The sequence below is a fragment of the Castellaniella sp. UC4447_H14 genome (assembly GCF_052978285.1).
On the sequence record NZ_CM129666.1, the window covers coordinates 517,865 to 544,355 of the forward strand.

At 63.3% G+C, this 26,491-nt stretch carries 28 protein-coding genes, 1 tRNA gene and 1 pseudogene; 20 read left to right on the forward strand and 10 right to left on the reverse strand.

Annotated elements, in window-relative coordinates; all coding sequences use genetic code 11:
- Positions 1-59 precede the first annotated feature (59 nt).
- The 6 genes from pheS to ACVCMJ_RS02620 all read left to right on the forward strand — a co-directional run bounded on the left by pheS (position 60) and on the right by ACVCMJ_RS02620 (position 6,225).
- Positions 60-1,082 (forward strand): phenylalanine--tRNA ligase subunit alpha, encoded by a 1,023-nt coding sequence (gene pheS / locus ACVCMJ_RS02595; RefSeq protein ID WP_447079903.1) that lies wholly within the window; start codon positions 60-62, stop codon positions 1,080-1,082.
- 26 nt (positions 1,083-1,108) lie between these two features.
- Positions 1,109-3,514: a phenylalanine--tRNA ligase subunit beta gene (pheT, locus tag ACVCMJ_RS02600; RefSeq protein WP_447079904.1), complete on the forward strand. Its 2,406-nt coding sequence runs from the start codon at positions 1,109-1,111 to the stop codon at positions 3,512-3,514.
- 12 nt (positions 3,515-3,526) lie between these two features.
- Complete coding sequence (locus ACVCMJ_RS02605; RefSeq protein ID WP_447079905.1) at positions 3,527-3,835, forward strand: integration host factor subunit alpha; 309 nt, start codon at positions 3,527-3,529, stop codon at positions 3,833-3,835.
- Positions 3,832-4,257 (forward strand): MerR family transcriptional regulator, encoded by a 426-nt coding sequence (locus ACVCMJ_RS02610; protein WP_447079906.1) that lies wholly within the window; start codon positions 3,832-3,834, stop codon positions 4,255-4,257. Before ACVCMJ_RS02605 ends, ACVCMJ_RS02610 begins: the two co-directional genes overlap by 4 nt.
- Before the next feature lie 275 nt (positions 4,258-4,532).
- Positions 4,533-4,871 carry a P-II family nitrogen regulator gene (gene glnK, locus ACVCMJ_RS02615; protein WP_447079907.1) on the forward strand — a complete coding sequence of 113 codons (339 nt, stop codon included), beginning with the start codon at positions 4,533-4,535 and terminating at the stop codon, positions 4,869-4,871.
- A 73-nt stretch (positions 4,872-4,944) separates the two neighbouring features.
- Entirely contained in the window at positions 4,945-6,225 is a 1,281-nt protein-coding gene (locus tag ACVCMJ_RS02620; protein ID WP_447082645.1) for an ammonium transporter, read from the forward strand.
- Positions 6,226-6,231: 6 nt separating this feature from the next.
- On the opposite strand, the gene ACVCMJ_RS02625 is transcribed toward ACVCMJ_RS02620, so the two are convergent.
- Positions 6,232-6,768 carry a hypothetical protein gene (locus tag ACVCMJ_RS02625; RefSeq protein ID WP_447079908.1) on the reverse strand — a complete coding sequence of 179 codons (537 nt, stop codon included), beginning with the start codon at positions 6,766-6,768 and terminating at the stop codon, positions 6,232-6,234.
- Complete coding sequence (locus ACVCMJ_RS02630; RefSeq protein WP_447079909.1) at positions 6,765-7,280, reverse strand: sigma factor; 516 nt, start codon at positions 7,278-7,280, stop codon at positions 6,765-6,767. Before ACVCMJ_RS02630 ends, ACVCMJ_RS02625 begins: the two co-directional genes overlap by 4 nt.
- A 202-nt stretch (positions 7,281-7,482) precedes the next feature.
- Here ACVCMJ_RS02630 and ACVCMJ_RS02635 point away from each other — a divergent pair, with 202 nt between their 5' ends.
- The 8 genes from ACVCMJ_RS02635 to ACVCMJ_RS02670 all read left to right on the forward strand — a co-directional run bounded on the left by ACVCMJ_RS02635 (position 7,483) and on the right by ACVCMJ_RS02670 (position 13,956).
- Positions 7,483-7,965: an SUF system Fe-S cluster assembly regulator gene (locus ACVCMJ_RS02635; RefSeq protein ID WP_447079910.1), complete on the forward strand. Its 483-nt coding sequence runs from the start codon at positions 7,483-7,485 to the stop codon at positions 7,963-7,965.
- Positions 7,962-9,416: a Fe-S cluster assembly protein SufB gene (gene sufB / locus ACVCMJ_RS02640; protein ID WP_447079911.1), complete on the forward strand. Its 1,455-nt coding sequence runs from the start codon at positions 7,962-7,964 to the stop codon at positions 9,414-9,416. The genes ACVCMJ_RS02635 and sufB overlap by 4 nt, the downstream gene beginning before the upstream one ends.
- A 9-nt stretch (positions 9,417-9,425) precedes the next feature.
- On the forward strand, positions 9,426-10,214 hold the full coding sequence (gene sufC, locus ACVCMJ_RS02645) for a Fe-S cluster assembly ATPase SufC (RefSeq protein ID WP_447079912.1): 789 nt from the start codon (positions 9,426-9,428) through the stop codon (positions 10,212-10,214).
- Complete coding sequence (sufD, locus tag ACVCMJ_RS02650; protein WP_447079913.1) at positions 10,211-11,521, forward strand: Fe-S cluster assembly protein SufD; 1,311 nt, start codon at positions 10,211-10,213, stop codon at positions 11,519-11,521. The genes sufC and sufD overlap by 4 nt, the downstream gene beginning before the upstream one ends.
- The gene (locus tag ACVCMJ_RS02655; RefSeq protein ID WP_447079914.1) at positions 11,518-12,765 is read left to right on the forward strand and encodes a cysteine desulfurase; all 1,248 of its coding nucleotides are present in this window, start codon (positions 11,518-11,520) and stop codon (positions 12,763-12,765) included. Before sufD ends, ACVCMJ_RS02655 begins: the two co-directional genes overlap by 4 nt.
- A complete protein-coding gene (gene sufU / locus ACVCMJ_RS02660) occupies positions 12,762-13,214 on the forward strand; it encodes a Fe-S cluster assembly sulfur transfer protein SufU (protein ID WP_447079915.1) in 453 nt (150 codons plus the stop codon). Before ACVCMJ_RS02655 ends, sufU begins: the two co-directional genes overlap by 4 nt.
- Before the next feature lie 21 nt (positions 13,215-13,235).
- The gene (gene sufT, locus ACVCMJ_RS02665; protein WP_447079916.1) at positions 13,236-13,793 is read left to right on the forward strand and encodes a putative Fe-S cluster assembly protein SufT; all 558 of its coding nucleotides are present in this window, start codon (positions 13,236-13,238) and stop codon (positions 13,791-13,793) included.
- A gap of 86 nt (positions 13,794-13,879) precedes the next feature.
- Positions 13,880-13,956: transfer RNA gene (locus ACVCMJ_RS02670), tRNA-Pro, on the forward strand.
- A 54-nt stretch (positions 13,957-14,010) separates the two neighbouring features.
- Here the strand turns inward: ACVCMJ_RS02670 and ACVCMJ_RS02675 are convergent.
- Together ACVCMJ_RS02675 and ACVCMJ_RS02680 are read right to left on the reverse strand one after the other, a co-directional pair.
- Positions 14,011-14,601, reverse strand: a complete 591-nt coding sequence (locus ACVCMJ_RS02675; RefSeq protein WP_447079917.1) for a response regulator transcription factor — start codon at positions 14,599-14,601, stop codon at positions 14,011-14,013.
- A 52-nt stretch (positions 14,602-14,653) separates the two neighbouring features.
- The gene (locus tag ACVCMJ_RS02680; protein WP_447079918.1) at positions 14,654-16,666 is read right to left on the reverse strand and encodes a PAS domain-containing sensor histidine kinase; all 2,013 of its coding nucleotides are present in this window, start codon (positions 16,664-16,666) and stop codon (positions 14,654-14,656) included.
- Positions 16,667-16,880: 214 nt separating this feature from the next.
- Between ACVCMJ_RS02680 and ACVCMJ_RS02685 the strand changes: the two genes are divergently transcribed.
- The 4 genes from ACVCMJ_RS02685 (at position 16,881) to ACVCMJ_RS02700 (ending at position 20,898) form a co-directional block, all read left to right on the forward strand.
- Positions 16,881-17,873 (forward strand): TRAP transporter substrate-binding protein, encoded by a 993-nt coding sequence (locus tag ACVCMJ_RS02685; protein WP_447079919.1) that lies wholly within the window; start codon positions 16,881-16,883, stop codon positions 17,871-17,873.
- A 60-nt stretch (positions 17,874-17,933) separates the two neighbouring features.
- A complete protein-coding gene (locus ACVCMJ_RS02690; protein WP_447079920.1) occupies positions 17,934-18,938 on the forward strand; it encodes a TRAP transporter substrate-binding protein in 1,005 nt (334 codons plus the stop codon).
- A 149-nt stretch (positions 18,939-19,087) separates the two neighbouring features.
- Positions 19,088-19,624 carry a TRAP transporter small permease gene (locus tag ACVCMJ_RS02695; protein WP_447079921.1) on the forward strand — a complete coding sequence of 179 codons (537 nt, stop codon included), beginning with the start codon at positions 19,088-19,090 and terminating at the stop codon, positions 19,622-19,624.
- Complete coding sequence (locus ACVCMJ_RS02700) at positions 19,621-20,898, forward strand: TRAP transporter large permease (protein WP_447079922.1); 1,278 nt, start codon at positions 19,621-19,623, stop codon at positions 20,896-20,898. The genes ACVCMJ_RS02695 and ACVCMJ_RS02700 overlap by 4 nt, the downstream gene beginning before the upstream one ends.
- Before the next feature lie 75 nt (positions 20,899-20,973).
- On the opposite strand, the gene ACVCMJ_RS02705 is transcribed toward ACVCMJ_RS02700, so the two are convergent.
- Positions 20,974-21,399, reverse strand: coding sequence for a cupin domain-containing protein (locus ACVCMJ_RS02705; RefSeq protein ID WP_447079923.1), 426 nt, complete (start codon positions 21,397-21,399; stop codon positions 20,974-20,976).
- Positions 21,400-21,507: 108 nt separating this feature from the next.
- Between ACVCMJ_RS02705 and ACVCMJ_RS02710 the strand changes: the two genes are divergently transcribed.
- Positions 21,508-22,419 carry a LysR family transcriptional regulator gene (locus ACVCMJ_RS02710; RefSeq protein WP_447079924.1) on the forward strand — a complete coding sequence of 304 codons (912 nt, stop codon included), beginning with the start codon at positions 21,508-21,510 and terminating at the stop codon, positions 22,417-22,419.
- A 273-nt stretch (positions 22,420-22,692) separates the two neighbouring features.
- On the opposite strand, the gene arsC is transcribed toward ACVCMJ_RS02710, so the two are convergent.
- The 5 genes and pseudogenes from arsC to ACVCMJ_RS02735 all read right to left on the reverse strand — a co-directional run bounded on the left by arsC (position 22,693) and on the right by ACVCMJ_RS02735 (position 25,725).
- On the reverse strand, positions 22,693-23,115 hold the full coding sequence (arsC, locus tag ACVCMJ_RS02715) for an arsenate reductase (glutaredoxin) (RefSeq protein WP_447079925.1): 423 nt from the start codon (positions 23,113-23,115) through the stop codon (positions 22,693-22,695).
- 124 nt (positions 23,116-23,239) lie between these two features.
- Positions 23,240-23,521: pseudogene (locus tag ACVCMJ_RS02720) on the reverse strand (arsenic resistance protein); the annotation flags it as partial.
- 12 nt (positions 23,522-23,533) lie between these two features.
- Positions 23,534-23,977 carry an ArsI/CadI family heavy metal resistance metalloenzyme gene (locus tag ACVCMJ_RS02725; protein ID WP_447079926.1) on the reverse strand — a complete coding sequence of 148 codons (444 nt, stop codon included), beginning with the start codon at positions 23,975-23,977 and terminating at the stop codon, positions 23,534-23,536.
- 12 nt (positions 23,978-23,989) lie between these two features.
- A complete protein-coding gene (locus ACVCMJ_RS02730) occupies positions 23,990-24,328 on the reverse strand; it encodes an ArsR/SmtB family transcription factor (protein WP_447079927.1) in 339 nt (112 codons plus the stop codon).
- 95 nt (positions 24,329-24,423) lie between these two features.
- On the reverse strand, positions 24,424-25,725 hold the full coding sequence (locus ACVCMJ_RS02735; RefSeq protein ID WP_447079928.1) for an MFS transporter: 1,302 nt from the start codon (positions 25,723-25,725) through the stop codon (positions 24,424-24,426).
- 130 nt (positions 25,726-25,855) lie between these two features.
- Between ACVCMJ_RS02735 and ACVCMJ_RS02740 the strand changes: the two genes are divergently transcribed.
- Positions 25,856-26,479, forward strand: coding sequence for a TetR/AcrR family transcriptional regulator (locus tag ACVCMJ_RS02740; protein WP_447079929.1), 624 nt, complete (start codon positions 25,856-25,858; stop codon positions 26,477-26,479).
- Positions 26,480-26,491: the final 12 nt, after the last annotated feature.

Here is a 26,491-nt window from a genome sequence, read left to right on the forward strand (position 1 = left end):
TCTGTCTCATCGCAAACGGAGCTCGATCGGGCTCCGTTTGTGTTTTGGAAGCAATGGATATGGACACTACGCTCGCCTCGCTCATTGAACAGGCCCAGGCCCGCTTCGCGCAGGCTCGGGATGCGGCCACGCTGGAAAACGAAAAGGCCGCCTTCCTGGGCAAACAGGGATCGCTCACCGCCTTGCTGAGGGGGCTGGCCGCTCTGCAAGGCGAAGAAAAGCGGACTCGGGGTGCGCAGATCAACCAGGCCAAGCAGCAGGTCGAGACCTTGCTCGGCGAGCGGCGGGCGCAGCTCGCACAGGCGCGGCTGGACGAGCGTCTGGCTGCGGAAACCATCGATGTCACCCTTCCCGGCCGTGGCCGGGGTACCGGGGGTATTCATCCGGTCATCCGCTCGTGGCAGCGCGTGGAGCAGATTTTCCGTTCCATCGGCTTTGACGTGGCTGACGGTCCCGAGATCGAAGATGACTGGACCAATTTCACGGCGTTGAACAATCCCGAGAACCACCCGGCGCGTTCCATGCAGGACACTTTCTATGTGGACATGCAGGATGGCCATGGGCTCCCGCTGGTGCTGCGGACACATACCAGTCCCATGCAAGTTCGCTATGCGCGGATGAACGAGCCCCCCATCAAGGTCATTGCGCCGGGCCGTACCTACCGCGTGGACAGCGATGCCACGCATTCGCCGATGTTCCATCAGGTGGAAGGTCTGTGGATTGCCGAAAACATCTCCTTTGCGGACCTCAAAGGCGTTTACACGAACTTTCTGCGCGCCTTTTTCGAGACCGATGATCTGACGCTCCGTTTTCGGCCTTCCTTCTTCCCGTTCACCGAGCCTTCGGCGGAAATCGACATGATGTTCACCTCGGGTCCCAATCAGGGGCGGTGGCTGGAAATTTCGGGTTCCGGCCAGGTGCATCCGCAGGTCGTCCGGAATTTCGGCCTGGATCCGGAACGCTACATCGGGTTTGCCTTCGGCTCGGGACTGGAGCGTCTCACCATGCTGCGATATGGCGTCAATGATTTGCGCCAGTTTTTCGAGGGTGACCTGCGCTTTCTGCGCCAGTTCAACGTCTAGCCCTTTGTCGATACGGAATCCGAATCATGCAATTTCCAGAATCTTGGCTGCGCACGTGGGCCAATCCTGATATCGACAGCCAGGCGCTCGCGCATCGCCTGACCATGGCCGGCCTGGAGGTGGAAGACGCCGACCCTTACGCCCCGGCGTTCTCGGGGGTCGTGGCGGCCCGCATAGAGGCTGTCGAAAACCATCCCAATGCGGACAAGCTGCACGTCTGCCGCGTGAACGACGGTTCGGGCGAGCCGTTGCAGATCGTCTGCGGCGCGCCCAATGCCGCCGCGGGTCTGGTCGTGCCGCTGGCGCGCATCGGGGCCGAGCTGCCCGGCGGGGTGCGCATTGCGCCGGTGAAGATGCGCGGAGTGATCTCGAATGGCATGTTGTGTTCGGCGCGCGAGCTGGGCCTGTCCCAGGATCATGCGGGTCTGCTGGAGCTCCCGGCCCATCTGGAACCCGGCCAGGATCTGCGCGAAGCACTGGATCTGGACGATACGATCTATGTGCTCAAGCTTACGCCCAACCGTGCCGACTGCCTGTCCATTGCCGGTGTGGCCCGCGAGGTCGCCGCACTGACCGGGTGCGCGTTGAAGACGCCCGAAGTCCCGCACGTCGCAGTCACGCTGGGCGACCACCTGCCGGTGCGGATCGAGGCGCCCGATCTGTGCGGCCGCTACGCCGGCCGCGTCGTGAAAGGCGTGAACGCGCGCGCGGCCACGCCCGGCTGGATGAAGTCGCGCCTCGAGCGCGCCGGGCAGCGATCGGTGTCGGCGCTGGTCGATATCTCCAATTACATCATGCTGGAGCTCGGGCGACCTACTCATGTCTTTGACCTCGCGCGTATTCGCGGGGGGCTGACCGTGCGCTGGGGCCGGGATGGGGAAAAGCTCGATTTGCTCAACGGTGAGACCATCACGTTGGCACACGACGTGGGGGTCATTGCGGGTGATTCCGCGCTTGAAAGTCTCGCCGGCATCATGGGTGGGCAGGCCTCCGCCGTGACGCTGGAGACCACGGACGTCTATCTCGAAGCGGCGTTCTGGTGGCCGGAGGCCATCATGGGCCGTCCGCGCCGCTACAAGCTGACGTCCGAGGCGGGTCACCGCTTCGAGCGCGGCGTGGATTTTTCCACGATCCCGGCGCACCTGGAGATCATGACGGCGATGATTCTGGACATCTGCGGCGGCCACGCGGGCCCGCTCGATGATCAGATCGTAAAACTGCCCGCGCGCGAACCCGTCCGCATGCGGCTGTCGCGTTGCAACAAGGTTTTGGGGCTGAGCTTGCCGGCGACGGCGGTGGCTGACGTTTTCTCGCGCCTGGGCCTGGCATTCTGTCAGCATGATGACGACTTCGTGGTCACGCCGCCTGCCGCGCGCTTCGACCTGACCATCGAAGAGGACCTGATCGAGGAAGTCGCCCGGATCCACGGGTTCGACCAGATCCCGGATGAGCCCCCAGTGGCTCCGGCGCGGATGCGGGTTCCTCCCGAAACGCTGTATGGCTTGCATGCCATGCGCGCCGAGATGGCTGCACTGGACTACCAGGAAGTGATCAATTTCTCGTTTGTCGAGGAAGCCTGGGAGCGCGACTATTGCGGTAACGAACAGCCGATCCGGTTGCTCAACCCTATCGCGAGCCAATTGGCCGTGATGCGTTCCAGTCTCATTGGCGGCCTGCTGGACAACATCGCGCATAACGCCAAGCGCCGCCAGAGCCGCGTGCGGCTGTTCGAAGTGGGCCGCGTCTTCGCGCGCGATGCTTCGGTGCAGGATGGCGATCTGTCCGTGGCTGGCGTGGCCCAGCCCACCCATCTGGCGGGCGCCGCCTGGGGCCCGGCTGTTCCCGAGCAATGGGGCGTTGCCACGCGTCCGGCGGACTTTTTTGACGTGAAGCATGATCTGGTTTCACTGCTGGGCGTGCGGGCGGCGGGCCTGCGCTGCGAGCCGGCCCGGCACCCCGCGCTGCACCCGGGCCGCAGCGCCCGCCTGGTGCTCGACGGTCAGCCCATCGGCTGGCTGGGCGAGGTTCATCCCCAGTGGGTGCAGGCGCTGGATCTCGGCCATGCTCCTGTGGTGTTTGAGATCGACACGGCCGGCATCGCCCGGCGCGCCTTCCCGGTGCCGGCCGAGCTGTCGCGTCAACCGACGGTCGTGCGGGACCTGGCCATCTGGGTGGACGCAAAGCTGTCCTGGCAGGCGGTCCTTGATACACTTGAACACCAGGTGTCCGCGGATGAAGCCCTCGGGGTCGTGAAAGACATTAAACTGTTCGACATCTGGCGGGATGCTGGATCCGGCGATCAGCGCAGTCTGGCCTTGCGCTTCTGGTTTCAGGGGCGGGATACCACGCTGGACGATCGCCAGATCGAATATTGCATGCAGCGTTTGACGCAAGCGCTAGCCCAAGCACATGGCGCCCAATTGCGCTCGTAGGAGGACTCACTGGTGGAAACGGATCGGACATTGACCAAAGCCCAGCTTGCGGAACTGCTGTTCGAGCGAGTGGGCCTGAACAAGCGCGAAGCCAAGGACGTCGTCGATACCTTTTTCTCCGAGGTACGCGATGCCCTGATCCGGGGGACTGAGGTCAAGCTTTCCGGTTTCGGCAGTTTCCAGGTGCGTCACAAGCCCCCCCGTCCCGGACGCAACCCGAAGACCGGGGAAGTCATTCCGATCGCTGCACGCCGCGTGGTGACCTTTCATGCCAGCCAGAAGCTGAAAGACGGCATTGCCGCGACCGGGGGCGACGTATGACGCTGGCTGTTTCTCCGGTGTCTTTGCCGCCCATCCCCGCCAAGCGGTACTTCACGATTGGCGAGGTCAGTGAGTTGTGCGGTGTGAAGCCACACATCCTGCGCTATTGGGAGCAGGAATTCGCTCAGCTCAAGCCGGTGAAGCGGCGTGGCAACCGGCGCTATTACCAGCACCACGAGGTTCTGCTGGTGCGCCGCATTCGCGATCTGCTGTATGAACAAGGCTTCACCATTGCGGGGGCACGCAATCGCCTGGGCGAGGGCAACGAAGTTCCGCACGACCAGGAGGCCGCAGTGCGCTTGTCAGGTGCCGAGTTGCAGGCGCTGCGTGCGGATCTGACAGCTGCGCGCGACGGGCTCGCTCAGGCCCTGGAGGGCGCGGAGATGACCCCTCAGCCCGCTGAAGGTCGCCTCGACCTGTGAGCGCGGGCGCCTGCTGAGCGCCGCCTGCACCAAAGCGGTGCCTGGCATACCACCATCCGCCCGGCGGCGGACCCTGTACCGAGCGGTACTTAGCAGCCTGCGTGCCGCCCTGGTCGCCTTTGGCCATTCGTAAAACCTCTGTAAAAAAGTCGCGATCGGCATGCCATGGCATGACGCCATGGACCGGGCAAGGCGCTTGCCCCGCACCTGGCATGGGTTCTGCTTGAAAGAAGTTGCCCATTCACCAAACCACAGGTGCGACCATGGAGCCCGCCATGAAGATAGTGACTGCCATCATCAAGCCTTTCAAGCTTGACGAAGTGCGTGAAGCGCTCTCAGACGTCGGAGTGCAGGGCATCACGGTAACCGAGGTCAAAGGTTTCGGCCGACAGAAGGGCCACACCGAACTGTATCGCGGGGCCGAGTACGTCGTGGACTTCCTGCCCAAGGTGAAGATAGAGGTCGCGGTGGGCGACGCGCTGGTCGAACGTGTCGTCGGAGTCATCGAGGTGGCCGCGCGTACCGGGAAGATCGGCGACGGCAAGATTTTCGTCTCTGCGCTGGAGCAGGTCATTCGCATCCGCACCGGCGAGACCGGTGAGGGCGCCTTGTAACCGACCCATTGGCTGGAACAGGAAAGGAATTGCCATGAGAAAACTGACTGCTTCGATGCTGGGACTGGTGCTGATGGCTTCGACCTCGCTGGTCTTTGCCCAGTCGGCGGGCGGTGCGGCCATGCCCGAACTGAACTCGGGTGACACCGCCTGGATGCTCACCTCCACGCTGCTGGTCATTCTGATGACCCTCCCGGGACTGGCGCTGTTCTACGGCGGCCTGGCGCGCTCCAGGAACATGCTGTCCGTGCTGGTGCAGGTCTTCGCGATTTTCTCGCTGATCAGCGTGCTGTGGGCGCTGTATGGCTACAGCCTCACGTTTGGCGGCCAGGGGCTGTTTCTCGGCGGCGCGGGGAGGCTGTTCCTGATGGGCATATCGCCCGGGACGCTCTCTGGCGCGATGCCCACGGTTCCCGAGTACGTATTCGTGGCGTTCCAGGGGACCTTTGCCGCCATCACCGTTGCTCTGGTGGTGGGGGCGTTTGCGGAGCGGGCCCGGTTCTCGGCCGTCCTTATCTTTGCGGCTTTGTGGTTCACCTTGAGCTACATCCCCATGGCGCATATGGTTTGGGGGGGCGGCTTGCTGGGCCGGGACGGCGCCCTGGATTTTGCCGGAGGTACCGTGGTGCACATCAACGCGGGTGTCGCCGCGTTGGTGGGGGCCTATATGGTGGGCAAGCGCACCGGTTATGGAAGGGATGCCATGACGCCTCACAGTCTGGCGCTGACCATGGCGGGAGCTTCGCTGCTGTGGGTAGGATGGTTCGGCTTCAATGCGGGCTCAGCGGGTGCGGCCAACGGGATTGCCGGTCTGGCCTTCATCAATACGGTGTTGGCGACGGCTGCCGCAGCGCTGTCCTGGCTGACCGGTGAAACGCTGCACAAAGGCAAGTCGTCGATGCTGGGTGCGGCCACCGGCGCGGTGGCCGGCCTCGTCGCGGTCACGCCGGCGGCCGGCTTCGTCGGCCCGCTGGGAGCCATCGTCCTGGGCCTGGTGGTCGGCCCCTTGTGCCTATGGGGGGTGGGCGGCCTCAAGCGCTTGCTGGGTGCCGACGATGCGTTCGACGTATTCGGCGTGCACGGCCTTGGCGGAATCGCGGGAGCCATCCTGACGGGCGTCTTTGCCTCGAAGGCGCTGGGCGGTACCGGTGGGCCCAGCCCCGATACCTTCGCCATGGCGGCCCAGGTCTGGGTGCAGGTCAAAAGTGTGCTGCTCACCGTCGTCTGGTCGGGAACGGCAGCCTTCATCGCCTACAAGGCCGCGGATCTGATGGTGGGCTTGCGGGTGTCGGAAGAAGACGAGCGGGAAGGTCTGGACATCACCTCGCATGGCGAGATGGCATACACCCGCTGATCCCGCCTAGTGCGCCGTCGTGACAGTCTGATGGACGACGGTGCGCGGCGTCGTGTGCAGGCTTGCGCCGATCAACAGCGCAGCGAAACCCACGATCACCACCACGGCGGCCGCCGTTATCCACACGACCCGCTTCGAGGGCCGCCGGGTGGCCCTCAGCTTCGTCCACAGCTTCGTCCGCAGCGTCGACAGGCCGTGTGGCCAGGCCGGGTGATGCAGCCAGTCGGGCCACGGAGCCTGTCGGGTTCGCTCGGCGAAAGGGCGCGGCCGGTCGCGTGATTCGCCGAGCACCGGCGCGGGCGCGGCGGGTTCGAACGTCATTCCCAATGTCTGTTGAATCCGCTCGAGTATCTCGTCCGGCGGCCGGGTGGCCGGCAGCGCATCCACGATGCCCAGAAGGTAGGCTTCCCATTTCAGCGCGCGGGCTGCCGCGGCGTCGTCGCGAGCGAGCAGGGCCTGTATTCCTTCAGCCTGGTCCGGCAGGTCCAGCCCCAGCACGTAGCACGCGATTTCGGGATCGGAGTAAGAGCGCTGCGGCTTCATGCGCACACCGCCTCGTCGATGCAGGCCAATGCGGACTCTATCGAGACCTGGATGTCGGGCTCGGAGCGGTCCAGCCGGTCTGCGATATGGGCATAATCGCCCCCATGCAGGTAGGCCTGCAGGAGCGCCTCGAGCTGCGGCGGCGGCAAGGCGGCCAGGGCGCCGGCGACCACGCCCGATTCCGGCCGGGGTTGCAGAACGGGCAGGGGCGCGTCGTCCGCCAGCCGGCCGCCGGATACACGATCATCGCGCAGGCGCTTGAGCGCCCGGTATCGCAGGATGCTGTACATCCAGGCTCGCGCGGTTCCCAACGCAGGACTGTAGCCAGCGGCGTTCCGCCAGATGAGGACAAAGGCCTCATGCAGGACGTCCGGGGCGGCGGCTCCAACCATGTGGCGGGCCAGTGAGAACATGGCGGGGGATTCCTGGGTGTACAGCGCCAGGAAGGCGGCACGATCTCCGGCCGCACAGGCGGAGAGCTCGGCCTCGTAGTCAAAGACGGAGACGGTCATGCTTCGATCTGTTGAGTGCCGGTGTGCCCCCGTCGCGGGACGCGCATGGAGCACCGCCATGGGTGAACACCGTGAATCGTTCAGGAATTTGCCTATTGTATGCGCTGTGGAGATGGCCCATCACATGGCACATTAGGGTTTGACCTAAACCGTACCAAAGCAGTACTATTTTGTTTCCTTAGGCTTAATCTCGGATGGACCGATGCTGCGGATCAGCAAGATCGTCGACTATGGGATTCTGGTGCTGACGCACATGGCAGCCGCTCCGACACACGTCTGCAGCGCAGCGGATCTCGCCGGCGCGCTTGGGCTGGGCCAGCCCGTCGTGAGCAAGGTCCTCAAGCTATTGGCGCAGCACGAACTGGTGGCCAGTACCCGGGGCGCCCACGGCGGCTATCGCTTGGGGCGGGCTGCCCAGGACATCAACATCGCCCAGATCATCGATGCGCTTGAAGAACAGCCATTCGGCCTGACCGAGTGCACCGCGCTGCCGGGCGTTTGCACCGTGGAGGCCGCCTGCCGGATTCGTCCCTATTGGCAGCGGATCAACGCTGTCGTGCGGCACACACTGGAATCGGTGTCCGTCGCCGACATGATTGCACAAGACTTGCCCATGCCTGCCGCCGCCCAAGCCGGAGTGCGGCCGGCCGTTAAGAATGTTCCGAACTGGAGTCTGTCCAAATGAGTACTGTGAACGACAAGCTCGATTCCTTTCTCGATCGTGGCTACGACGCGGGGTTTGTCACCGAAATTGAATCGGAGACCTTCGCCAAGGGCCTGGACGAGGATGTGATTCGCCGCCTGTCCGCGATCAAGCACGAGCCCGAGTTCATGCTCGAGTGGCGTCTGAAGGCTTATCGCGCCTGGCTGAAGATGACCCCGCCGTATTGGGCGAAGGTCCACTTCCCGGAACCCGATTTCCAGGACATCAGCTATTACTCGGCCCCGAAGTCGAAGTCCAACGAAAACGCCCCCAAGAGCCTGGACGAAGTCGATCCGGAACTGCTGAAAACCTACGAAAAGCTGGGCGTGCCGTTGCACGAGCGCGCCAAGCTCGCGGGTGTGGCCGTCGATGCGGTGTTCGACTCCGTGTCGGTGGCAACGACGTTCCGCAAGCAGCTCGCCGATGTGGGCATCATTTTCTGTTCGTTTTCGGAGGCGGTGCGCTCGCATCCCGGTCTCGTCCAGCAGTACATGGGGTCGGTGGTGCCGCCGGGTGACAACTTCTATGCGGCGCTGAATTCGGCAGTGTTTTCCGACGGCTCTTTTGTGTATATCCCGAAGGGCGTCAAGTGCCCGATGGAGCTGTCCACTTATTTCCGCATCAACAACGCGGATTCCGGGCAGTTCGAGCGCACGCTCATCATTGCCGACGAGGGGGCGGTGGTCAGCTATCTCGAAGGCTGTACGGCGCCCATGCGGGACGAAAACCAGCTCCACGCGGCCGTGGTCGAGCTGGTTGCGCTGGAAGATGCAAAGATCAAGTATTCCACCGTGCAGAACTGGTATCCGGGCGATGAGAACGGCGTGGGCGGCATCTACAACTTCGTCACCAAGCGCGGCGACGCGCGCGGCGCGCGCTCGCGCATTTCATGGACCCAGGTGGAAACCGGCTCGGCCATCACCTGGAAGTACCCCAGCGTGATCCTGCGCGGGGACGACTCGGTGGGCGAATTCTATTCGGTCGCCGTGTCCAACCATTATCAGCAGGCCGATACGGGCACCAAGATGGTGCACATGGGCAAGAACACGCGCAGCACCGTGATCTCCAAGGGGATCTCGGCCGGGCACGGCAGCAACACCTTCCGCAGCCTGGTGCGCATGACGCCCAAGGCAGAATCCGCACGCAACTACACGCAGTGCGATTCGCTGTTGATCGGCAAGCAGTGCGCTGCGCATACCTTCCCGACGATCGAGGTCCAGAATCCGACCGGGAACGTGGAGCATGAGGCAACCGCCTCGCGCATTGCCGAGGATCAATTGTTCTATGCCATGCAGCGCGGCCTGTCGGCCGAGGACGCCGTGTCGATGATCGTCAACGGCTTCTGCAAGGAAGTCTTCAAGGAATTGCCCATGGAGTTCGCCGTCGAAGCGCAGAATCTGCTCGGCGTGAGCCTGGAAGGCAGCGTCGGTTAAGGAGCCATCATGCTGAAAATCAGAAATCTGCACGCAACGGTCGAAGGCAAGGAGATTCTCCGCGGCCTGGACCTGGACATCAACCCGGGCGAGATCCACGCCATCATGGGGCCCAATGGGGCCGGCAAGAGCACGCTGTCGCAGGTGCTCACGGGCCGCTCGGACTATACGGTCACGGCAGGCACGGTGGAATTCGATGGCCAGGATCTGTTGGCCCTTCCGGTCGAAGAGCGCGCGCGCGCCGGCATCTTCCTGGCGTTCCAGTATCCGATCGAAGTCCCGGGCGTGTCCAACGCGTATTTCATGCGCGCCTCGTTGAACGCCATTCGGCGCAAACGGGGTGAACCGGTGCTGGACGCCATGGATTTCGTGAAACTGGCCAAGGAGGAAATGAAGCGGGTCGGTATGAAGGACGAGTTCCTGTACCGCTCGGTGAACGAAGGTTTCTCCGGCGGCGAAAAGAAGCGCAACGAGGTCCTGCAGATGTCGCTGCTGCAGCCCAGGCTCGCCATTCTGGACGAGACTGATTCCGGCCTGGATATCGATGCCATGAAGGTCGTGGCCGACGGCGTGAACCGCCTGCGTTCGCCGGATCGTTCCATGATCGTCATCACGCACTATCAGCGCTTGCTGGAGTACATCGTGCCCGATTTCGTGCATGTGCTTGCCCGCGGCAAGATCGTGCGCTCGGGCGGCAAGGAACTGGCCCTTGAGCTTGAAGCGAAGGGCTATGGCTGGCTCGATGAGGCCAAGACTGCCGCGCCGCGGCGTGCCATGGGTCGGGGAGCGGCGGCATGAGTACCGAACTGCAGCCCTGGGCCGATGCGTTCGGCCAGCGGTCGGGGGGCCTGCCGGGGGCACGGCTTCCCTGGCTGGCCGCATTGCGGCGTCAGGCACTGGACCGGTTCATGACAGAAGGCTGGCCCACCCCGCGCATCGAGGCGTGGCGCCATACGTCGCTCTCGCCGTTGGCGGCACAGGGTTTCGAGGACGGCGGCCGTCAATCGGTTGCCGAGCAGGTGACCGAGCTGAAAGCCGGCGAGACGGGTCACTGGCTGGTCTTCGTCGATGGCGCATACGATGCCGAATTGTCGGACGTCGGTTCGTTGCCCGCAGGAGTGACGGTGGCTGCATTGTCGGCGTCCTGGACACAGGACGCGGAGGCCATCGAGGCCGTCTACGGCCGCGTCGAACAGGGTTATGGCACCAGCGCCCTCAATCTGGCGCTGGCCGGCGATGGCGCATGGATCCGCCTGGATCGCGCCGCCGTTGCGGAACAGCCCATTCGCATCGTCTGCGTGGCGGCTTCGCCCAAGGCCGCGCATTTCCTGCGTCACCTGATTGTGGCAGAAGCGGGCGCCCAGGCGACGGTGGTGGAACACTACATCGGGGTTCCGGGGGCGGCGAATTTCTGTCATGCTACGACGCGCGTGCAGCTCGGTCGTGACGCGCGTGTGACGCACCTGAAGCTGCAACAGGAATCCGAACAGGCGTGGCATCTGGGCGAAATAGAAGCCACCCAGGGCCATGGTTCGTACTTCGGCTCGCATTCCATGTCGTTGGGCGCGCGGCTCGCGCGCAACGACATCATCACGCATTTCGCCGACGAGCGCTGCGAGACCATGTTCAACGGCCTGTATTACGTGAACCAGCGCCGGCACGTGGATCATCACACATTGATCGCGCACGAAAAGCCCAATTGCGTGAGCCACGAAAACTATCGCGGCATCATGGCGGATACCGGCCATGGCGTGTTCTGCGGCAAGATCCTGGTCGCCGAAGGGGCGGATGGCACGGATGCCATCCAGCGCACCGACAGCCTGCTGTTGTCGCGTCTGGCCAAATCCGATGCCCGGCCGGAACTCGAAATCTACGCCGAAGATGTCAAGTGCGCGCACGGCGCGACGGTGGGCCAGATCGACGCGGACAGCCTTTTCTATTTGCGGGCGCGCGGGCTCGACGAGGCCCATGCGCGCGATATCCTGACGTACGCATTCGCGGCGTCCAGCGTGGCTCGCATCGAGTTGCCCGAGGTCCGCCATCATGTGGAACGTGCCTTGCGCGGCTTGTTGCCGGGCGGATCCTTCATGGAGGAAGCAGCATGAACGCGCCCGTGAGTGCGCTGGAAACCGGCCTGTTGGACCGTAGCGCCGATTTCCCGATCCTGGCGCGGCCCGTCCGGGGCCGCCGCCTGGCCTATCTGGATAACGGGGCGACCACGCAAAAGCCGCGTGTGGTCATCGAGGCTCTGAGCCAGTTCTATGAACAGTCCAATGCCAACATCCACCGGGGCGTGCATTGGCTGTCGCAGCATGCCACGGATCGCTACGAAGAGGGCCGCGAGGCCGTGCGGCGGTTGCTGAACGCGCCCAGTGCGCGCGACATCGTCTTCACACGCGGCACGACGGAGTCCATCAATCTGGTGGCCCAGACGTGGGGCCTGTCCCTGAAGCCGGGCGACGAGATCCTGGTGACCGGAATGGAGCACCATTCCAACATCGTGCCCTGGCAGTTGCTGTGCGAGCGAACCGGCGCAGTCTTGCGCCATGCGCGCGTGCTGGACGACGGTCAACTGGATGTCGAGGACTTCCGCAACCAGCTGAACTCGCGCACCCGCCTGGTGGGGATCGCCCATGTGTCCAATGCGTTGGGGACCGTCAACCCGGTCGATGATCTGATTCGCATGGCGCACGGTGTGGGCGCACTGGCGCTGGTCGATGGCGCCCAGGCCGTTGCGCACGCCCGCGTGGACGTGCAGGCCATGGACTGTGACTTCTACGCATTTTCCGGTCACAAGATCTACGGCCCGACGGGCATCGGCGCCCTGTATGTGCGCGGCTCCATCCTGGCCGGGCTGCCCCCCTGGCAGGGCGGCGGTGACATGATCCGCACCGTCAGCTTCGAGCGCAGCACCTGGGCCGACGGTCCGCAGCGCTTCGAGGCCGGCACGGCGAACATTGCCGGTGCCGTGGTGCTCGGTGCGGCCATCGACTATGTGCTGGACATCGGCCTGGACCGCATAGCGGCTCACGAGGCGGTTCTGCTGGCCGAAGCCACCGAACGCATGCAGGCGCTGTCCGGGGTTCGCATCGTGGGCACCGCGCCGCACAAGGCCGGCATCCTGTCGTTTCTGGTCGACGGCATCCACCCGCACGACCTGGGCACCATCCTGGACACCGAAGGCGTGGCCATCCGCGCGGGACACCATTGCGCCATGCCGCTCATGACGCGCTTCGGCATCCCCGGCACGGCCCGGGCATCGCTGGCGCTGTACAACGACAGCCGCGACATCGATGCGCTGGTGGCCGGCGTGCAAAAGGCGCAGAAACTGTTTGGAGTCGATCGATGAGGGAATCCGGCGACGGCCTGAGCGATCTCTATCAGGAGGTCATCTTTGATCACAACCGCCATCCTCGAAATTTTCAGGTGATGGAAGGCGCGTCGCACCAGGCCAATGGCTACAACCACCTCTGCGGCGACCAGCTCACGGTGTTCGTACAGGTAAAGGATGGCGTGGTGCAGGAAGCCAGCTTCATCGGCCACGGGTGCGCGATTTCCACGGCATCGGCTTCGCTGATGACTGAAGCGGTGCGCGGCAAGCCGGTCGAAGAGGTCGAGGCCTTGTTCCGCGACATTCACGCCATGCTGACCGAGGCCCACCCGGACTGTGATCTGGGCAAGCTCGAGGCGCTCTCAGGGGTGCGCGAGTTCCCGTCGCGCGTGAAATGCGCCACTCTGGCCTGGCACACTCTGCATAACGCCATCACCCGGGCGGGCGACATGGCTGTGACTGAATGAACATGAATCTAAGGTAATGCAATGGGCTTCGATCGTCAGGAAGTAGTTGTCAGCCGGGATTGCCCGGCCGTCACGGTGCCCTACGGGTCGCCGGTGACCATCGAGGCGGGGTGCGACGCCACGATCACTCAGCAATTGGGCGGCACCTACACCGTCATGGTGGAAGGCAATCTGTATCGGATCGAGGGCAAGGACGGCGACGCGCTGGGCTTCGAGCCCACCGAAGACGTGCAACACACGCACGAGGGGCCGATCACCGCCGAGCTCGTCGAAGATGCAGCCTGGGAAGTGCTCTCCACCTGTTATGACCCGGAAATCCCGGTCGACATCGTGAACCTCGGGCTCGTTTACAGCCTGAAGGTGGAACCCGCCGGCGCCCCCGAGCGCTTCCGGATCGAGATGCAGATGACGCTGACGGCGGCCGGCTGCGGCATGGGCACCATGATCTCCGATGAAGCTCGCAACAAGCTGCTCAACATTGAGGGCGTGGACGAGGCCATGGTTGATCTGGTCTGGGATCCGCCCTGGAGCCGCGACATGATCAGCGAACCGGCCAAGCTGCAACTCGGCTTGCTATAGCACTGCGGGCGCTGCCCGGGCCGCGGGTGCGTACGCGATCCGACCGTCAAATCAGCGCCTGTTTCTGTGCTAGAATCGCAGTCTTTCGGGGCGTAGCGCAGCCTGGTAGCGCACTTGCATGGGGTGCAAGGGGTCGCGAGTTCGAATCCCGCCGTCCCGACCAGCATTACCACGGGTCTACAGATTCCGGTCTGTAGACCCGTGTTTTTTCTGGATGCTATTTCAGCAGCCGCGCCAGTTCCACGGCGGTGCGCACGTGCATCTTGGCCAGGATGTGCGAGCGGTGCACTTCCACCGTACGCATGCTGATGCCCATCATGTCGGCGATCACCTTGTTCATCTTGCCGTCCAGGATCAGGTCCATGACTTCGCGCTCGCGTGATGACAGCGAGGCCAGGCGCGTCTGTACCAGGGCCTGGTCCCCAGCGTCCAGCGAGGCTTGCAGCGCTTCCTGCACCCGGTCCATCAGCGTGTTGTCGTTGAATGGTTTCTCGAAGAAATCGAACGCACCGCGTTTCAGGCTGTCGACGGCCATCGGCACGTCGCCGTGGCCGGTCAGGAAGATGACGGGCATGCGCCCTGTCAGCCCCCGCGCCGCCAGAGTGTCGAACAGCCGCGCGCCGCTCGTGTCCGGCATCCGCATGTCCAGTAACAGGCAGTCGCCTTCCGGCCTGAAAGCGTAGTCTTCGCCCAGCATGTCGAGAAATGCACGGGCACTGTCATAGCCTGCGGCCTTGATCCGGCGGGAACCTGCCAGCCAGACCAGTGAGTCCCGTATTGCTTCTTCATCGTCGACGATGTGCAGCACCTTGCTGTCTCCCTCTTCCGGGGGCACCGGGCCTTCGAGTAGCCCGGCAACCCTATTTTTTCATGTTTTCAGCGACAGCGGATTCGGGTAGCGAGAAGCGGAAGATAGTGCCGCCACCCGGGTTGTCCTCGTAGACCAGGGTGCCGCCGTGGAATTCCACGACCGTTCGGCATATTTTTAGGCCCATGCCCATGCCGTCGGATTTGGTGGAAAAAAAGGGCGAGAACAGGCGGTCTCGGGCGAATTCCGGGATGCCGCATCCATGATCGGTCACCCTGATGGTAACACTGCCGGAAACGAGCGGATTCGTGCTGGCGCCAATCCGCAGGACGCGGCGCTCGCGTTCCACGTCCCGCATGGCTTCGATGGCGTTGCGAGTCAGATTGAGCAGCACCTGCTCCAGCATCATCGGATCGGCCAGCACCGTTGGCGTGTCCAGTCCGATATCGGCTTTGATCGTGATGAAGTGCTGGCTGGCTTGCAGCTCGGCTAGTTGGACGACGTCCGCGATCAGGGCGGGAAGGTCGACCGTTTCCCGGTGCGGTTCGCGCCGCTTGGCGAATGAATGAACACTGCGGATGATGTGCCCCGCGCGTTGCGCCTGCGCATTGGCCTTTTCCAGTGCGCCCCGGATGCGGCCCAGGCTGGCGTCGTCGGGATGCTCGGCCGGATCGTTCAGCAGGTTCAGGGCACCGGTCGTATAGCTCGTGATGGCGGCCAGGGGTTGGTTCAACTCGTGAGCCAGGGTCGAGGCGATTTCCCCCATGGTCACCATTCTGGCGCTGGCCTGGAGCTTTTCCTGCTGACGCCGGTTCAGCTCTTCGAATCGCTTGCGGTCTGAAATATCCAGGATCGAACTCATCCAGCCAGTCTGCTGGCCGTTCTCGTCAACCAGCGCAGACTCATACACCAGAACCGGGAAGCGTTCGGTGCGGTTGCGCAAAAAGACCGTTTCGAATCCCTGGGGACTGATCGCGCCCGCCAGGCGCTGCTCGAAGCGGTCTTGATATTCCGTCATGACTTCCGGCGCCCAGTACGGCATGGGGGGCGAGCACCCGATCAGTTCTTTGGCCTGTATGCCGATCATGCGGCAGAATGCGGGGTTCACGTAGGTGATTCTGCCGTTCAGGTCATATACCCGCAGGCCAGTCACCAGGGAATCTTCCATGGCGGTGCGAAAGGCGATCTGTTCGCGCAATGCCCGTTCCACGGCCATTCGGCGGTTGATGTCGCGCCATAGCGCGGCAAGACTCCAGAACAGACCCAGCGTCAGGCCGACGATGATGATGACTAGCAAGTTGGACAGCAGGTTCGGAGCGCCCCGGACGCTGTCGGTGCGCAGTGTAATGTCCGCATAGCGCAAGTTCAGATCGTGCGCGTAGGTATAGACGCCGCGCCCGGCGCCGCCGGCCGCGCGCTGCCCGAGCGTGTTCTCGTGGCGGTCTGTCAGGCGGATTTCGTTCTTTTGGGCGAACCACCAGGGCACCATCTGTTCAAGGATGCCGTTCAGGGAATAGGTGGCGATCACGCAACCGACATAGCGCCCGTCATGGTGGACGGGAAAGAGATAGTCCATCGAGACGCCGCGCCCTTCGTCGCCGGGCGGGATCGGTTGCGTGTATTCCGGTGTGTTGGTGTTGCGTGCACGGTCGAGCTTCGCACGCAGCGTCTCTGGCAGGTCGGCGAGGGAAAGAGCGCCTTTGTGGTCCGATGCTGTTCCTTGGCCATCGGACGCCATCCAAATGATGCGCTTCAGTTCGGGATGCGTGCGCTGCAGGAAGTGCATTCGGTCCTGCAGCTTGGCGCCCGCCAGATCGTTGACGGCAATGGCGTTGGCCAGCGACCGGATGTCGTCTTCGTTGCGCCCCAGTTGAAAGCGGATGGTTTGCTCGACCCACAGCGTGTCGGCGATCAGTTGTTCCTGGCGTTCCGTGGCTTCCATCTGCTGAGCTTGGCGCGGGAGCCAGATTGCGGTGGCCAGGAAGAGCAGCACGCACAGGATCGGCACCAGCCATTGCCAGGTACGGCGGCGGGCGAGGGGAACGTAGGACGAAAGAGAGCTCATGCCGAAGAGGGGATCAGTCATCCGGGTGAAGGGGCGGAGCCTGAGGCCGTACCGATTTGATGCGCTCCAGTGTAGCTGAGCAGGCTGGGGCGGTACCGTGCCGCCTCCGACGCCCGATTGTGGATTTCCACAGTTGAATCGCTCGCCCGGGTTGCAGACAATGGCGACGTATTTTTGATCCCTCAGCTCCCGAGACCTCGATCCCGCTCAAGCAATGAGATTGCTCGCCTTCCTGTTCGCCTGCGCAGTGACGTGCTCCCAAGCGACACACGCGCAGCAGGAGCCTATCCTGATCAGATTCAGCCATGTCGTTGCCTCGGACGCCCCCAAGGGCAAGGCGGCTGAACGCTTTCGCCAGTTGGCCGAGCAGGCTACGGGGGGACGCGTCCGCGTACGTATCTATTCCAATAGCGAGCTGTATCGGGACCGCGAGGAGTTGGAAGCCTTGCAGCTGGGCGCCGTTGAGATGATCGCACCGTCTCTGTCCAAACTCGGACCGCTGGGTGCGCGAGAGTTCCAGGTGTTCGATCTGCCCTTCCTGTTCCCTGACCGGGCCGCATTGCATCGGGTGACGAAGGGCCCGATCGGCGAGGGCATGTTGCAGCGTTTGCGACTCAGGGGCGTCATCGGCCTGGCGTTCTGGGATAACGGCTTCAAGTCTTTTTCAGCCGACCGCCCTTTGCGCGTGCCTTCCGATATGACAGGCTTGCGGATGCGCATTCAGCCGTCCCGGGTGCTCGACGCTCAGATGCGGGCCTTGGGCGCTCAGCCGATGACGCTGGCGTTCGGCGAGGTCCACGATGCGCTGGCGGCGGGGGTCGTCGATGGCACCGAAAACCCGCCCTCCAATTTCTATACGCAGGACATGCAGGAGGTGCAGCCGTACTTCACCGTGTCCAATCATGGCTACCTGGGGTATGCCGTGATCGTCAACCGGAAGTTTTGGGAAGGCCTTCCTCCCGACATCCGCCGGGAACTTGAAGGCGCGATGCGGGAGGCGACGAGTTATGCCGATTCGATCGCACAGGAAGAAAACGACCGGGCCCTGGCGGCGATCCGTGAATCGGGCAAGACGCAGATCCGGCTCCTCACGGAGCAGGAACTCGATGCCTGGAAAACGGCGTTGGCGACCGTCAGCACCGCTATGGAAGCCCATATTGGCGCGGAATTGATCGCCAGCATCCGGCGTACTGTCGCGGCCCCCTAACACCCACATGACCAAGCAGTTTTCCCTTCTGTCACTACCATAAAACAAGGAGACCTTCCCATGAGCATCCGTATCCCCTTCATCAAGACCCTGGGCGTGTGCCTTGCGCTGGCCTTTTCCGCGAGCGCCTTGGCTGCCGACAAGCCTGTCGTCATCAAGTTCAGCCACGTCGTGGCCGAAAACACTCCAAAGGGCCAAGGCGCCCTGAAGTTCAAGGAACTCGCCGAAGCTGCACTGCCTGGCAAGGTGCAGGTGCAGGTATTCCCCAACTCGCAGCTGTTTGGCGACGGCAAGGAAATGGAAGCTCTGCTGTTGGGCGACGTCCAGATCATTGCTCCGTCCCTGGCAAAGTTCGACCGCTACACCAAGAAGCTGCAGGTTTTCGATCTGCCTTTCATGTTTGACGACGTGGCCGCTCTGGACCGCTTCCAGGCCAGTTCCTCCGGCCAGGAGCTGCTGGACTCCATGAAATCCAAGGGCATTCAGGGCCTGGCCTACTGGCATAACGGCATGAAGCAGATGTCCACCAACAAGGACCAGCTGGTCCGTCCGGAAGACGTCAAGGGTCTGAAGTTCCGCATCCAGTCGTCCGACGTCCTGGAAGCCCAATTCCGTCAGCTGGGCGCCAATCCGCAGAAACTCGCCTTCTCCGAGGTCTACCAGGCCCTGCAGACCGGCGTGGTGGACGGTGCTGAGAACCCCTGGTCGAACATCTACTCGCAAAAGCTGCACGAAGTGCAGAAGACCATCGCCGTCACCAATCACGGTGCGCTGGACTACATGGTCATCACCAACTCCGGCTGGTGGAACGGCCTGCCCGAGGACGTTCGCGGTGCGCTGAAGACCGCCATGGCGGGCGCCACGGAACATGCCAACAAGCTGGCTTCCGAGATCAACGACCGCGACCAGAAGCGCATCGCCGAGGCCGGCAAGGCCAAGATCCAGACCTTGAGCAAGCGGGACATCGCCGCATGGCGTGAGGCTGTTCGTCCCGTCTGGACGAAGTTCTCCAGCCAGATCGGTGAAGACCTGATTGCAAAGGCGCGAGCGTCCAACGGGACTTGATGATCGCAGATTGGCGGTTGTCGCATGAATAGGCGTCAGCCACCGTGTCGCACAACGCGGTCGGCCTTCTGGCCGACCGCGTCCTCGTATCGCTCTTGTGGCCGCTTTTCCGCAGCCGCTTCCCGTTCCGACACAAGGATTTCCTTACCATGTTGAAAAACAGGCTGGAACACATCGAGGAAGGCCTGATCGCCTTTCTGCTGGCGGCGATGACCGTGGTGACCTTCGCCCAGGTGGTCGCTCGCTATGTCTTCAACTACAGCTTCGTCTGGGCGCTCGAACTGACGATGTACTTCTTCGGCGCCTTGATTTTTCTGGGTATTTCCTATGGCGTGCGTGTGGGCGCGCATATCGGCGTGGACGCTTTCGTGCGTCTGCTTTCGTCGCGCCCCGCGCGCTACCTGGCGATCGTCAGCACGCTGTTGTGCATCGTCTATGCCGCCATCGTGCTCTACGGTAGCTGGATCTATGTCAGCAAGATCTACATGATCGGCATCATGGCTCAGGACCTGCCCATTCCTCAGTGGGTCCCGCGCGCGGTCATGCCGCTGGGCTTTCTGTTGCTGATCTACCGATTTGGCGAGGTGCTCTGGCACCTGCTCAAGGGCGATCATGCCTCCCTGCTGGGCGATGAAGTCGCCGATGCCATGAAATACCGCAGCGACGACGCCGGAGACCAAAAATGACAACCACCGCCCTGTTCGTCCTGCTATTCCTGTTCATGTTCATGGGGATGCCCGTGGCGGTCGCCCTGGGTCTGTCCTCGCTGTTGACCATCATGGCCTTCGGCACCGACTCGCTGGCCTCGCTGTCGCTCAAGCTCTACGAGACCTCCGAGCACTTCACCCTGATGGCCATTCCCTTCTTCATCCTGGCCGGGGCCTTCATGACCACGGGTGGCGTGGCCAAGCGCATGATCCGCTTCGCCATCGCCTCGGTGGGCCATCTGCACGGCGGGCTGGCGATCGCCTCAGTGATGGCCTGCGTGCTGTTTGCCGCGGTTTCGGGCTCCTCGCCCGCCACGGTGGTGGCGGTGGGCTCCATCGTGATCGCCGGCATGGTGCGGGCCGGCTACAGCCAGGGCTTTGCCGCCGGCGTGATCTGTAACGCCGGCACGCTGGGCATCCTGATCCCACCGTCCATCGTCATGGTGGTCTACGGCGCGGTCACGGAAACGTCCGTGGGCGCGCTGTTCATGGCCGGCGTCGTGCCCGGCCTGCTGCTGGGCCTGCTGCTGATGGTGGCCATCTACGTGGTCGCGCGCATGCGCAACATGCCTCGCCAGCCGCGCGCCAGCGTGGCTGAAGTCGGCGCAGCGGCGCGCGATTCGATCTGGGGGCTGCTGCTGATCGTCATCATCCTGGGCGGCATCTATGGCGGTATTTTCACCCCGACCGAGGCGGCTGCCGTGGCAGCCATCTACGCGTTCTTCATCGCCGTGTTCGTGTATCGCGACATCGGCATGACGCAGGTGCCGGAAGTTCTGGTCGACGCGGCCAAGGTGACCATCATGCTGATGTTCATCATCGCCAATGCGCTGCTGTTCGCCCACGTGCTGACCACCGAACGCATTCCGCAGGCCATCGCCGAGCAGATCATCGCCTGGGACATGAGCAGCTGGCAGTTCCTGATCGTGGTCAACATTCTGCTGCTGGTGGCCGGCGCGTTCATGGAGCCCACCGGTATCATCCTGATCCTGGCCCCGATCCTGTTCCCGATCGCCATGCAGCTGGGTATCGATCCGGTGCACCTGGGCATCATCATGGTGGTCAATCTGGAAATCGGCATGGTCACGCCGCCCGTGGGCTTGAACCTGTTCGTGACGGCGGGCATCACCAAGATGAGCATCGGCCAGGTGATCCGCGCAGCGCTGCCCTGGCTGTCCATTCTGTTGGTGTACCTGGTGTTCATCACCTACGTGCCCATCGTCAGCCTCTGGCTGCCGGGTCTGTTCCACTAAGCTTTGCTTTTGACACACGGGCGCCAGCCCCTGAACCGGCGGTGCACGACGGATCCCGACGGCAAGGTCGCGGAATCAGGCGTGAGCCGCCGGCGACAGTCCGTACCGCCCCATGATCGCCATCAGGGCGGCCTTGTCCGGCGGGCCGCCTGCTCCCACGACGGCAGCCACATCCTTGAAGTATTGGGCGCCGATGTCCGGAGACATGATGATCAGGGCGCGTGCGGCGTCTGGAAACGGATTCGAGAACCCGTGGACCATGCCTTTGGGCGTATGCATGGTTTGCCCGGACGTGAGGTCTCGTGTGTCGGCGCCGACGGTGTAGCGCAGCGTGCCGCTCAAGACGTAGACGATCTCTTCGTTGTCCCGGTGACTGTGCGGGGGCGGCGTGGTCGAGCCGGGTCCGACGGTCAGTTCAAAAATGCCCATGCCTGCATTCTGCGAACCGTCGATGAGATAGTCGATGCTCAGTTCGCCAATGTCGATCCTGGTTGCGCTCATGATTGGATTCCTGGTTGGTTGCGGTGGTGAGATGGTTCATAATCTATATCGTTGTTCAGCCAAGATAAATGCAGTTCCAGTCAACTGATTGTTGCGAGAGTGACGGTAATGAGGGAACGTCTGGCAGCGATGAGTGTTTTCGCCCAGGTGGTCGAGGCCAACAGTTTCTCGGCGGCGGCGATCAAGCTGGGGCTGTCCAAGTCGCTGGTCAGCCGCGAAGTGACCGCACTGGAGCAGTCGCTTTCGGTCAAGCTGCTGAATCGCTCGACCCGTAGGCTCAGCCTGACCGAAGCGGGGGCGATCTTTTACGAGCATTGCCGCCGTATCGTTCATGAGGCCGAGTATGCAGAGAGGCGGCTGACGCAATCGCAATCGGCGCTCGCGGGGCTGGTTCGCGTGACCTGTGTGCAGGCGTTTGCGCTGCGCTACCTGATGCCGGTGATCGGCGATTTCCAGCTCAAGTATCCGGAGATCCGCATCAAGCTGTCCTGCAGCAACCGCACTGTGGAGCTGGGGGACGAGGGCTATGACATCGGCATCCGCATGTCGCTGATGCCCGATCCCCAGCTGGTGGCCCGCCGGCTGGCCGTGAATCGCAAGATCATATGCGCGTCGCCCTCGTATCTGGCGCGTCGCGGTACGCCTGACACGATCGAAGACCTGGCGGCGCATGACGGCGTGCTGTTCCCACCGATCGCTCCGAAGGGTGTGTGGACTTTGGCCCGCGATGGACAACGGTACAGCGTGCCGGTCAATATACGTTTCGAGACTGATGACATGGATGCTGCGCATGCCGCGGTGCTGTCGGGGCTTGCGCTGAGCGCCTTGCCCGTTTACGTGGTGGCAAGCGACCTGCGTCTGGGACGCTTGGCCCCGCTGCTCACCAGCTACCAGGTGCTGCCCGACGTCGGCATCTATCTGGTTTATCTGCCCAATCGCACCATGCCCAAGCGGGTACGCACGTTCATTGATTTTGTGCAGCAGCGTTTCAAGCCCCTGGCGCCATGGGAGGCGGGGTAGTAGCTGCGATTGTCGGCACCTGGGGGTTCTGGGTCGCGCCGCGACATGCGCGGCGCGAGTGACGGCCAAGTGAAGGCCAGTGCTTTGAATGACTGCCAGCAGCGTTTTGATAGCGGCGTTATCTTTCGACTTACGTTGTTTCGTACGCCTGCTACCGTCAATAATGGAGAAGTTGGCGCATTCGCACGCCATCGGGTCCCTATCTGGGAGTTCCATCATGGTAAATGTGAGAATAGTAGATATTCAGACCGCTCACCATCCACACAGTAGATATCAGACCTTATGGCCCTTGTCGTCCACGACCGCCTCGCCGTCTTCCTTGTTGAATGCGCCGCGCTGCGGCTGCGGCAGGATGTCCAGTATGGCTTCCGAGGGGCGGCACAGGCGCGTTCCCAGCGGTGTGACGACGATGGGCCGGTTGATGAGGACGGGGTGTTGCTCGATGAAATCGAGCAACTGGTCATCCGTCCACTTGGCGTTGCCCAGATCGAGTTCCGCATAGGGCGTCCCCTTCTCGCGCAGTACTTCGCGTACGCTCAGGCCCGCATCGACCAGCAGCTTGACCAGCGTGGCACGGTCGGGCGGGGTCTTCAGGTACTCGATGACCGTGGGTTCCTCGCCGCTGTTGCGGATCATGGCGAGCACGTTACGCGACGTACCGCAGGCGGGGTTGTGATAGATCGTGATGGCGCTCATTGAGATGTCCTCGTTATCGGGTGAGGGGGTTCGGGCTGCACTCGTACCAGCCGCGCGAGCGGTTGACCACACGCACGACCAGCAGCATCACGGGCACCTCAATCAGCACGCCGACCACGGTGGCCAGCGTCACGCCGATGCCACGCCAATGGTGCCTGAGCTGGCCCAGGGCGCCGAAGTCCACCTTGAGCAGCATCGGAATGATCATGACCCAGATCAACAGGCCCACGGGCAAATTGACCTGAGCGATCTCCATGCGGCCGATAGCCTGGAACACGCCGGGTGCGAATTGGCCCAGGGCGATGCCGGCGACGATGCACAGCAGTACCCAGACGGTCAGGAAGCGTTCGAAGACGCTCATGTCGGGGATGGCCGACACGCGGCCGGCCGTGATGGCTTGGGTCATGGGTGGCTCGCGTTAGCAGCAAGAAGTGCGGGAGGCGCCCGAGCAGCACGCCGGGGCAGCTGCGGGTGCGGAGTGCTGCGCTTCGTTGAAGACCGGGATATTGCCCAGTGTATGGAAATGCTCCCAGGCTACGCCCTGCGGGTCGGTGACCCAGTGCTTCTCGCTGCGCGCATAGCAGCAGGTCGTGGTGCCCTCATCCAGTAGCGTCATGTCGGCCGCTTCAGCGCGGGCCTTGAGCACGGCCAGCTCGTGGGCATCGTCGGTCTGGATGCCCAAGTGGTCGATGCCTGGCTTGCTGCCGCGCGTGGAGATGGCGAAGTTCACCGGAGGGTCTTCGAGCATCCATTTCGCGTAATCGGCTTCGACGCGGGCTGGCGATGCGGCGAACAGTTGCGAATAGAACCCGATGCTGCGGTTCAGGTCATCGACGTGCAGGTGGACGTGGAAGCGTTTCATGGCGGAGTCCTTTCAGCAGGAAGTGCAGGAGCGGGAGAAATCAGGAGATTCGGTGACTTCGCAGGTGCCGCCCTGGCAGCAATGCTCAGTCAGGTAGCCGAGCAGCCCATTCATCTGCGAGAAGTCGGCGCGGTAGATCAGGTTGCGGCCCTGCTGCTCAACCGTGATGAGGCCGGCATGGGTCAATTCCTTCAGGTGGAAGGACAGCGCGCTGCGGGCCACATCGAGTTGTTCAGCCATGACGCTGGGCGTCAGCCCTTCTGGGCCGGCGATGACTAGGGCGCGGAACACGCGCAGGCGCTGGGCATGAGCCAGGGCGCCGAGGGCGGAAACAGTTTGGGCTTCATTCATTGTTTAATAATACAACAATTATTGAACCAATAGTGAAGCGATCATTGTTGAATCACGCCTGCTCGCTTGAAAGGCTTGACTTGCAAGACAGTTGCTCACGCAGCAACCGGCTCTGGCGTCGCGCCTCCCTGCCGCTTGATCAGCAGTGCAATCACCGCGGCGACGATCGCAGTAGCGCCCGAAAGCACAAAGGCCGTCAGGTAGCTGCCAGTGGCCTGGCGCACGAAACCGCCCATCCAGGCTGCCGTGGCGGCGCCAATCTGGTGGCCGGCGACGATCCAGCCGAACACCACGGCGGCATCGCGCTCGCCGAAGGCATCGGTCGCCAGACGCAAGGTGGGCGGCACCGTAGCAATCCAGTCCAGGCCGTAGAACACGGCGAACAGGGACAGGGCGTAGAACGAGAAGTCCGTGTAGGGCAGGATGATCAGCGAGATGCCGCGCAGGCTGTAGTAGACGAAGAGCAGCACGCGCGGATCGTAGCGGTCGGTCAGCCAGCCCGAAGCGGTGGTGCCGACCAGATCGAATACGCCCATCAGCGAGAGCAGACCCGCAGCCTGGACGGCGGCAATGCCATGGTCGCCGCACATCGCGATCAGGTGCGTGCCCACCAGCCCGTTGGTAGTGAATCCGCAGACCCAGAAGGTGGCGAACAGGTACCAGAACGTGCCTGTGCGGCTGGCGCGCCGGAGGGCGCCGAAGGCGGCGGCGATCAATCCGGGGTGCGGCGCGGCAGGCGCGGGCGGGTTGGCCGGGTTGCTGCCGTAGGGCAGCAGGCCAACGTCGGCGGGGCGGTCGGGCACTAGCCGCCAGACCAGCGGCACCATGACCAGCATGGCGGCGGCAACGGCCCAGACGGCGCGCGTCCAGTCACTGGACGACGCCAGCGCGGCCAGCACCGGCAGGAAGATCAGGTTGCCGGTAGCCGTGCTGGCGGTGAGAATCCCCATGGCCAGCCCCCGATGCCTGACGAACCAGCGGTTGGCGATGGCGGCGCCCAGCACAGAGGCTACGGCGCCAGACCCTATGCCGGAGAAGAAGCCCCACAAGGCGATGAGTTGCCAGGTCTGGGTCATGAACGCGCTGGCGGCGGAAGATGCAGCCATGATGATCAGGGCGGTCAGCACCACGCGGCGCAGGCCGAAACGGTCCATGGCAGCGGCGGCGAAAGGGCCCACCATGCCGTACAGGAAAATGCCGATGGCGGCCGCCAGCGAGGTGGTCGTGCGGCTCCAGCCGAACGATTTTTCCAACGGGTCCAGGAGCACGCTCGGTGTAGCGCGCAGTCCGGCCGAGAACAGCAGACAGAGGAAGATGACGCCCACCACGACGAAGGCGTAGCGCTGGCCGAGTCGGGGAATGGGGATAGAGTGCGTGGGATCAGCGGCAGGGTGCATAGTATGTTACTGACCGGTACGTTAAGTGCGATCTATAATACGGACCGGTTGGTCATACCGTCAAGTCGTTTTCGGAGCTTTGAATGTTCTGGCTCCGGCGTGTGGCAGACGGGGGCCAGGGAGACGCACCATGACAAAATCGCAGCAGGCCGAGACACGGCCGAAAGCGCAGGGACGGGAACCGAAGGCTAAACCGCCTCGGGCGGCCGACCGCATTCGCCGCAGCGCACGGGACCTGTTCTACCACCAGGGCATTCGGGCCGTGGGAGTCGACGCCATCGTGGCCGAGGCGGGCGTGACCAAGCCCAGCCTCTACCGGACCTTCGCGTCGAAGGACGATTTGGCCGCAGCCTATTTGCGGGATTACGAGGTCGAATTCTGGCGCCGGTTCGACGCGGCAGTCGACCAACACCCCGGGGATCCGCGTGCGCAGATCCTGGCCTATTTCACCGGACTTGCGGAGCGCACCGGCTTGCCGGGGTACCGGGGCTGCGGCCTGACCAACGCCTGCGTCGAGTATCCCGATCCCGATCATCCCGCTCGCCAGGTGTCTGTGGCCAACAAGCAAAAGGTGCGCGAGCGCCTGGCCGACATGGCGCGCCAGATGGGCGCGCGAGACCCCGACGCGCTGGGAGATGGCCTTCAGCTATTGTTGGAAGGTGCGTATACGTCCAGCCAGATTCTGGGCGCGAGCGGGCCGGTGCGGCATTTGGCGGGCGTGGCGGCGCGCCTGATCGACGCAAGTCTGGGGTAGGTCGAGCCCGCG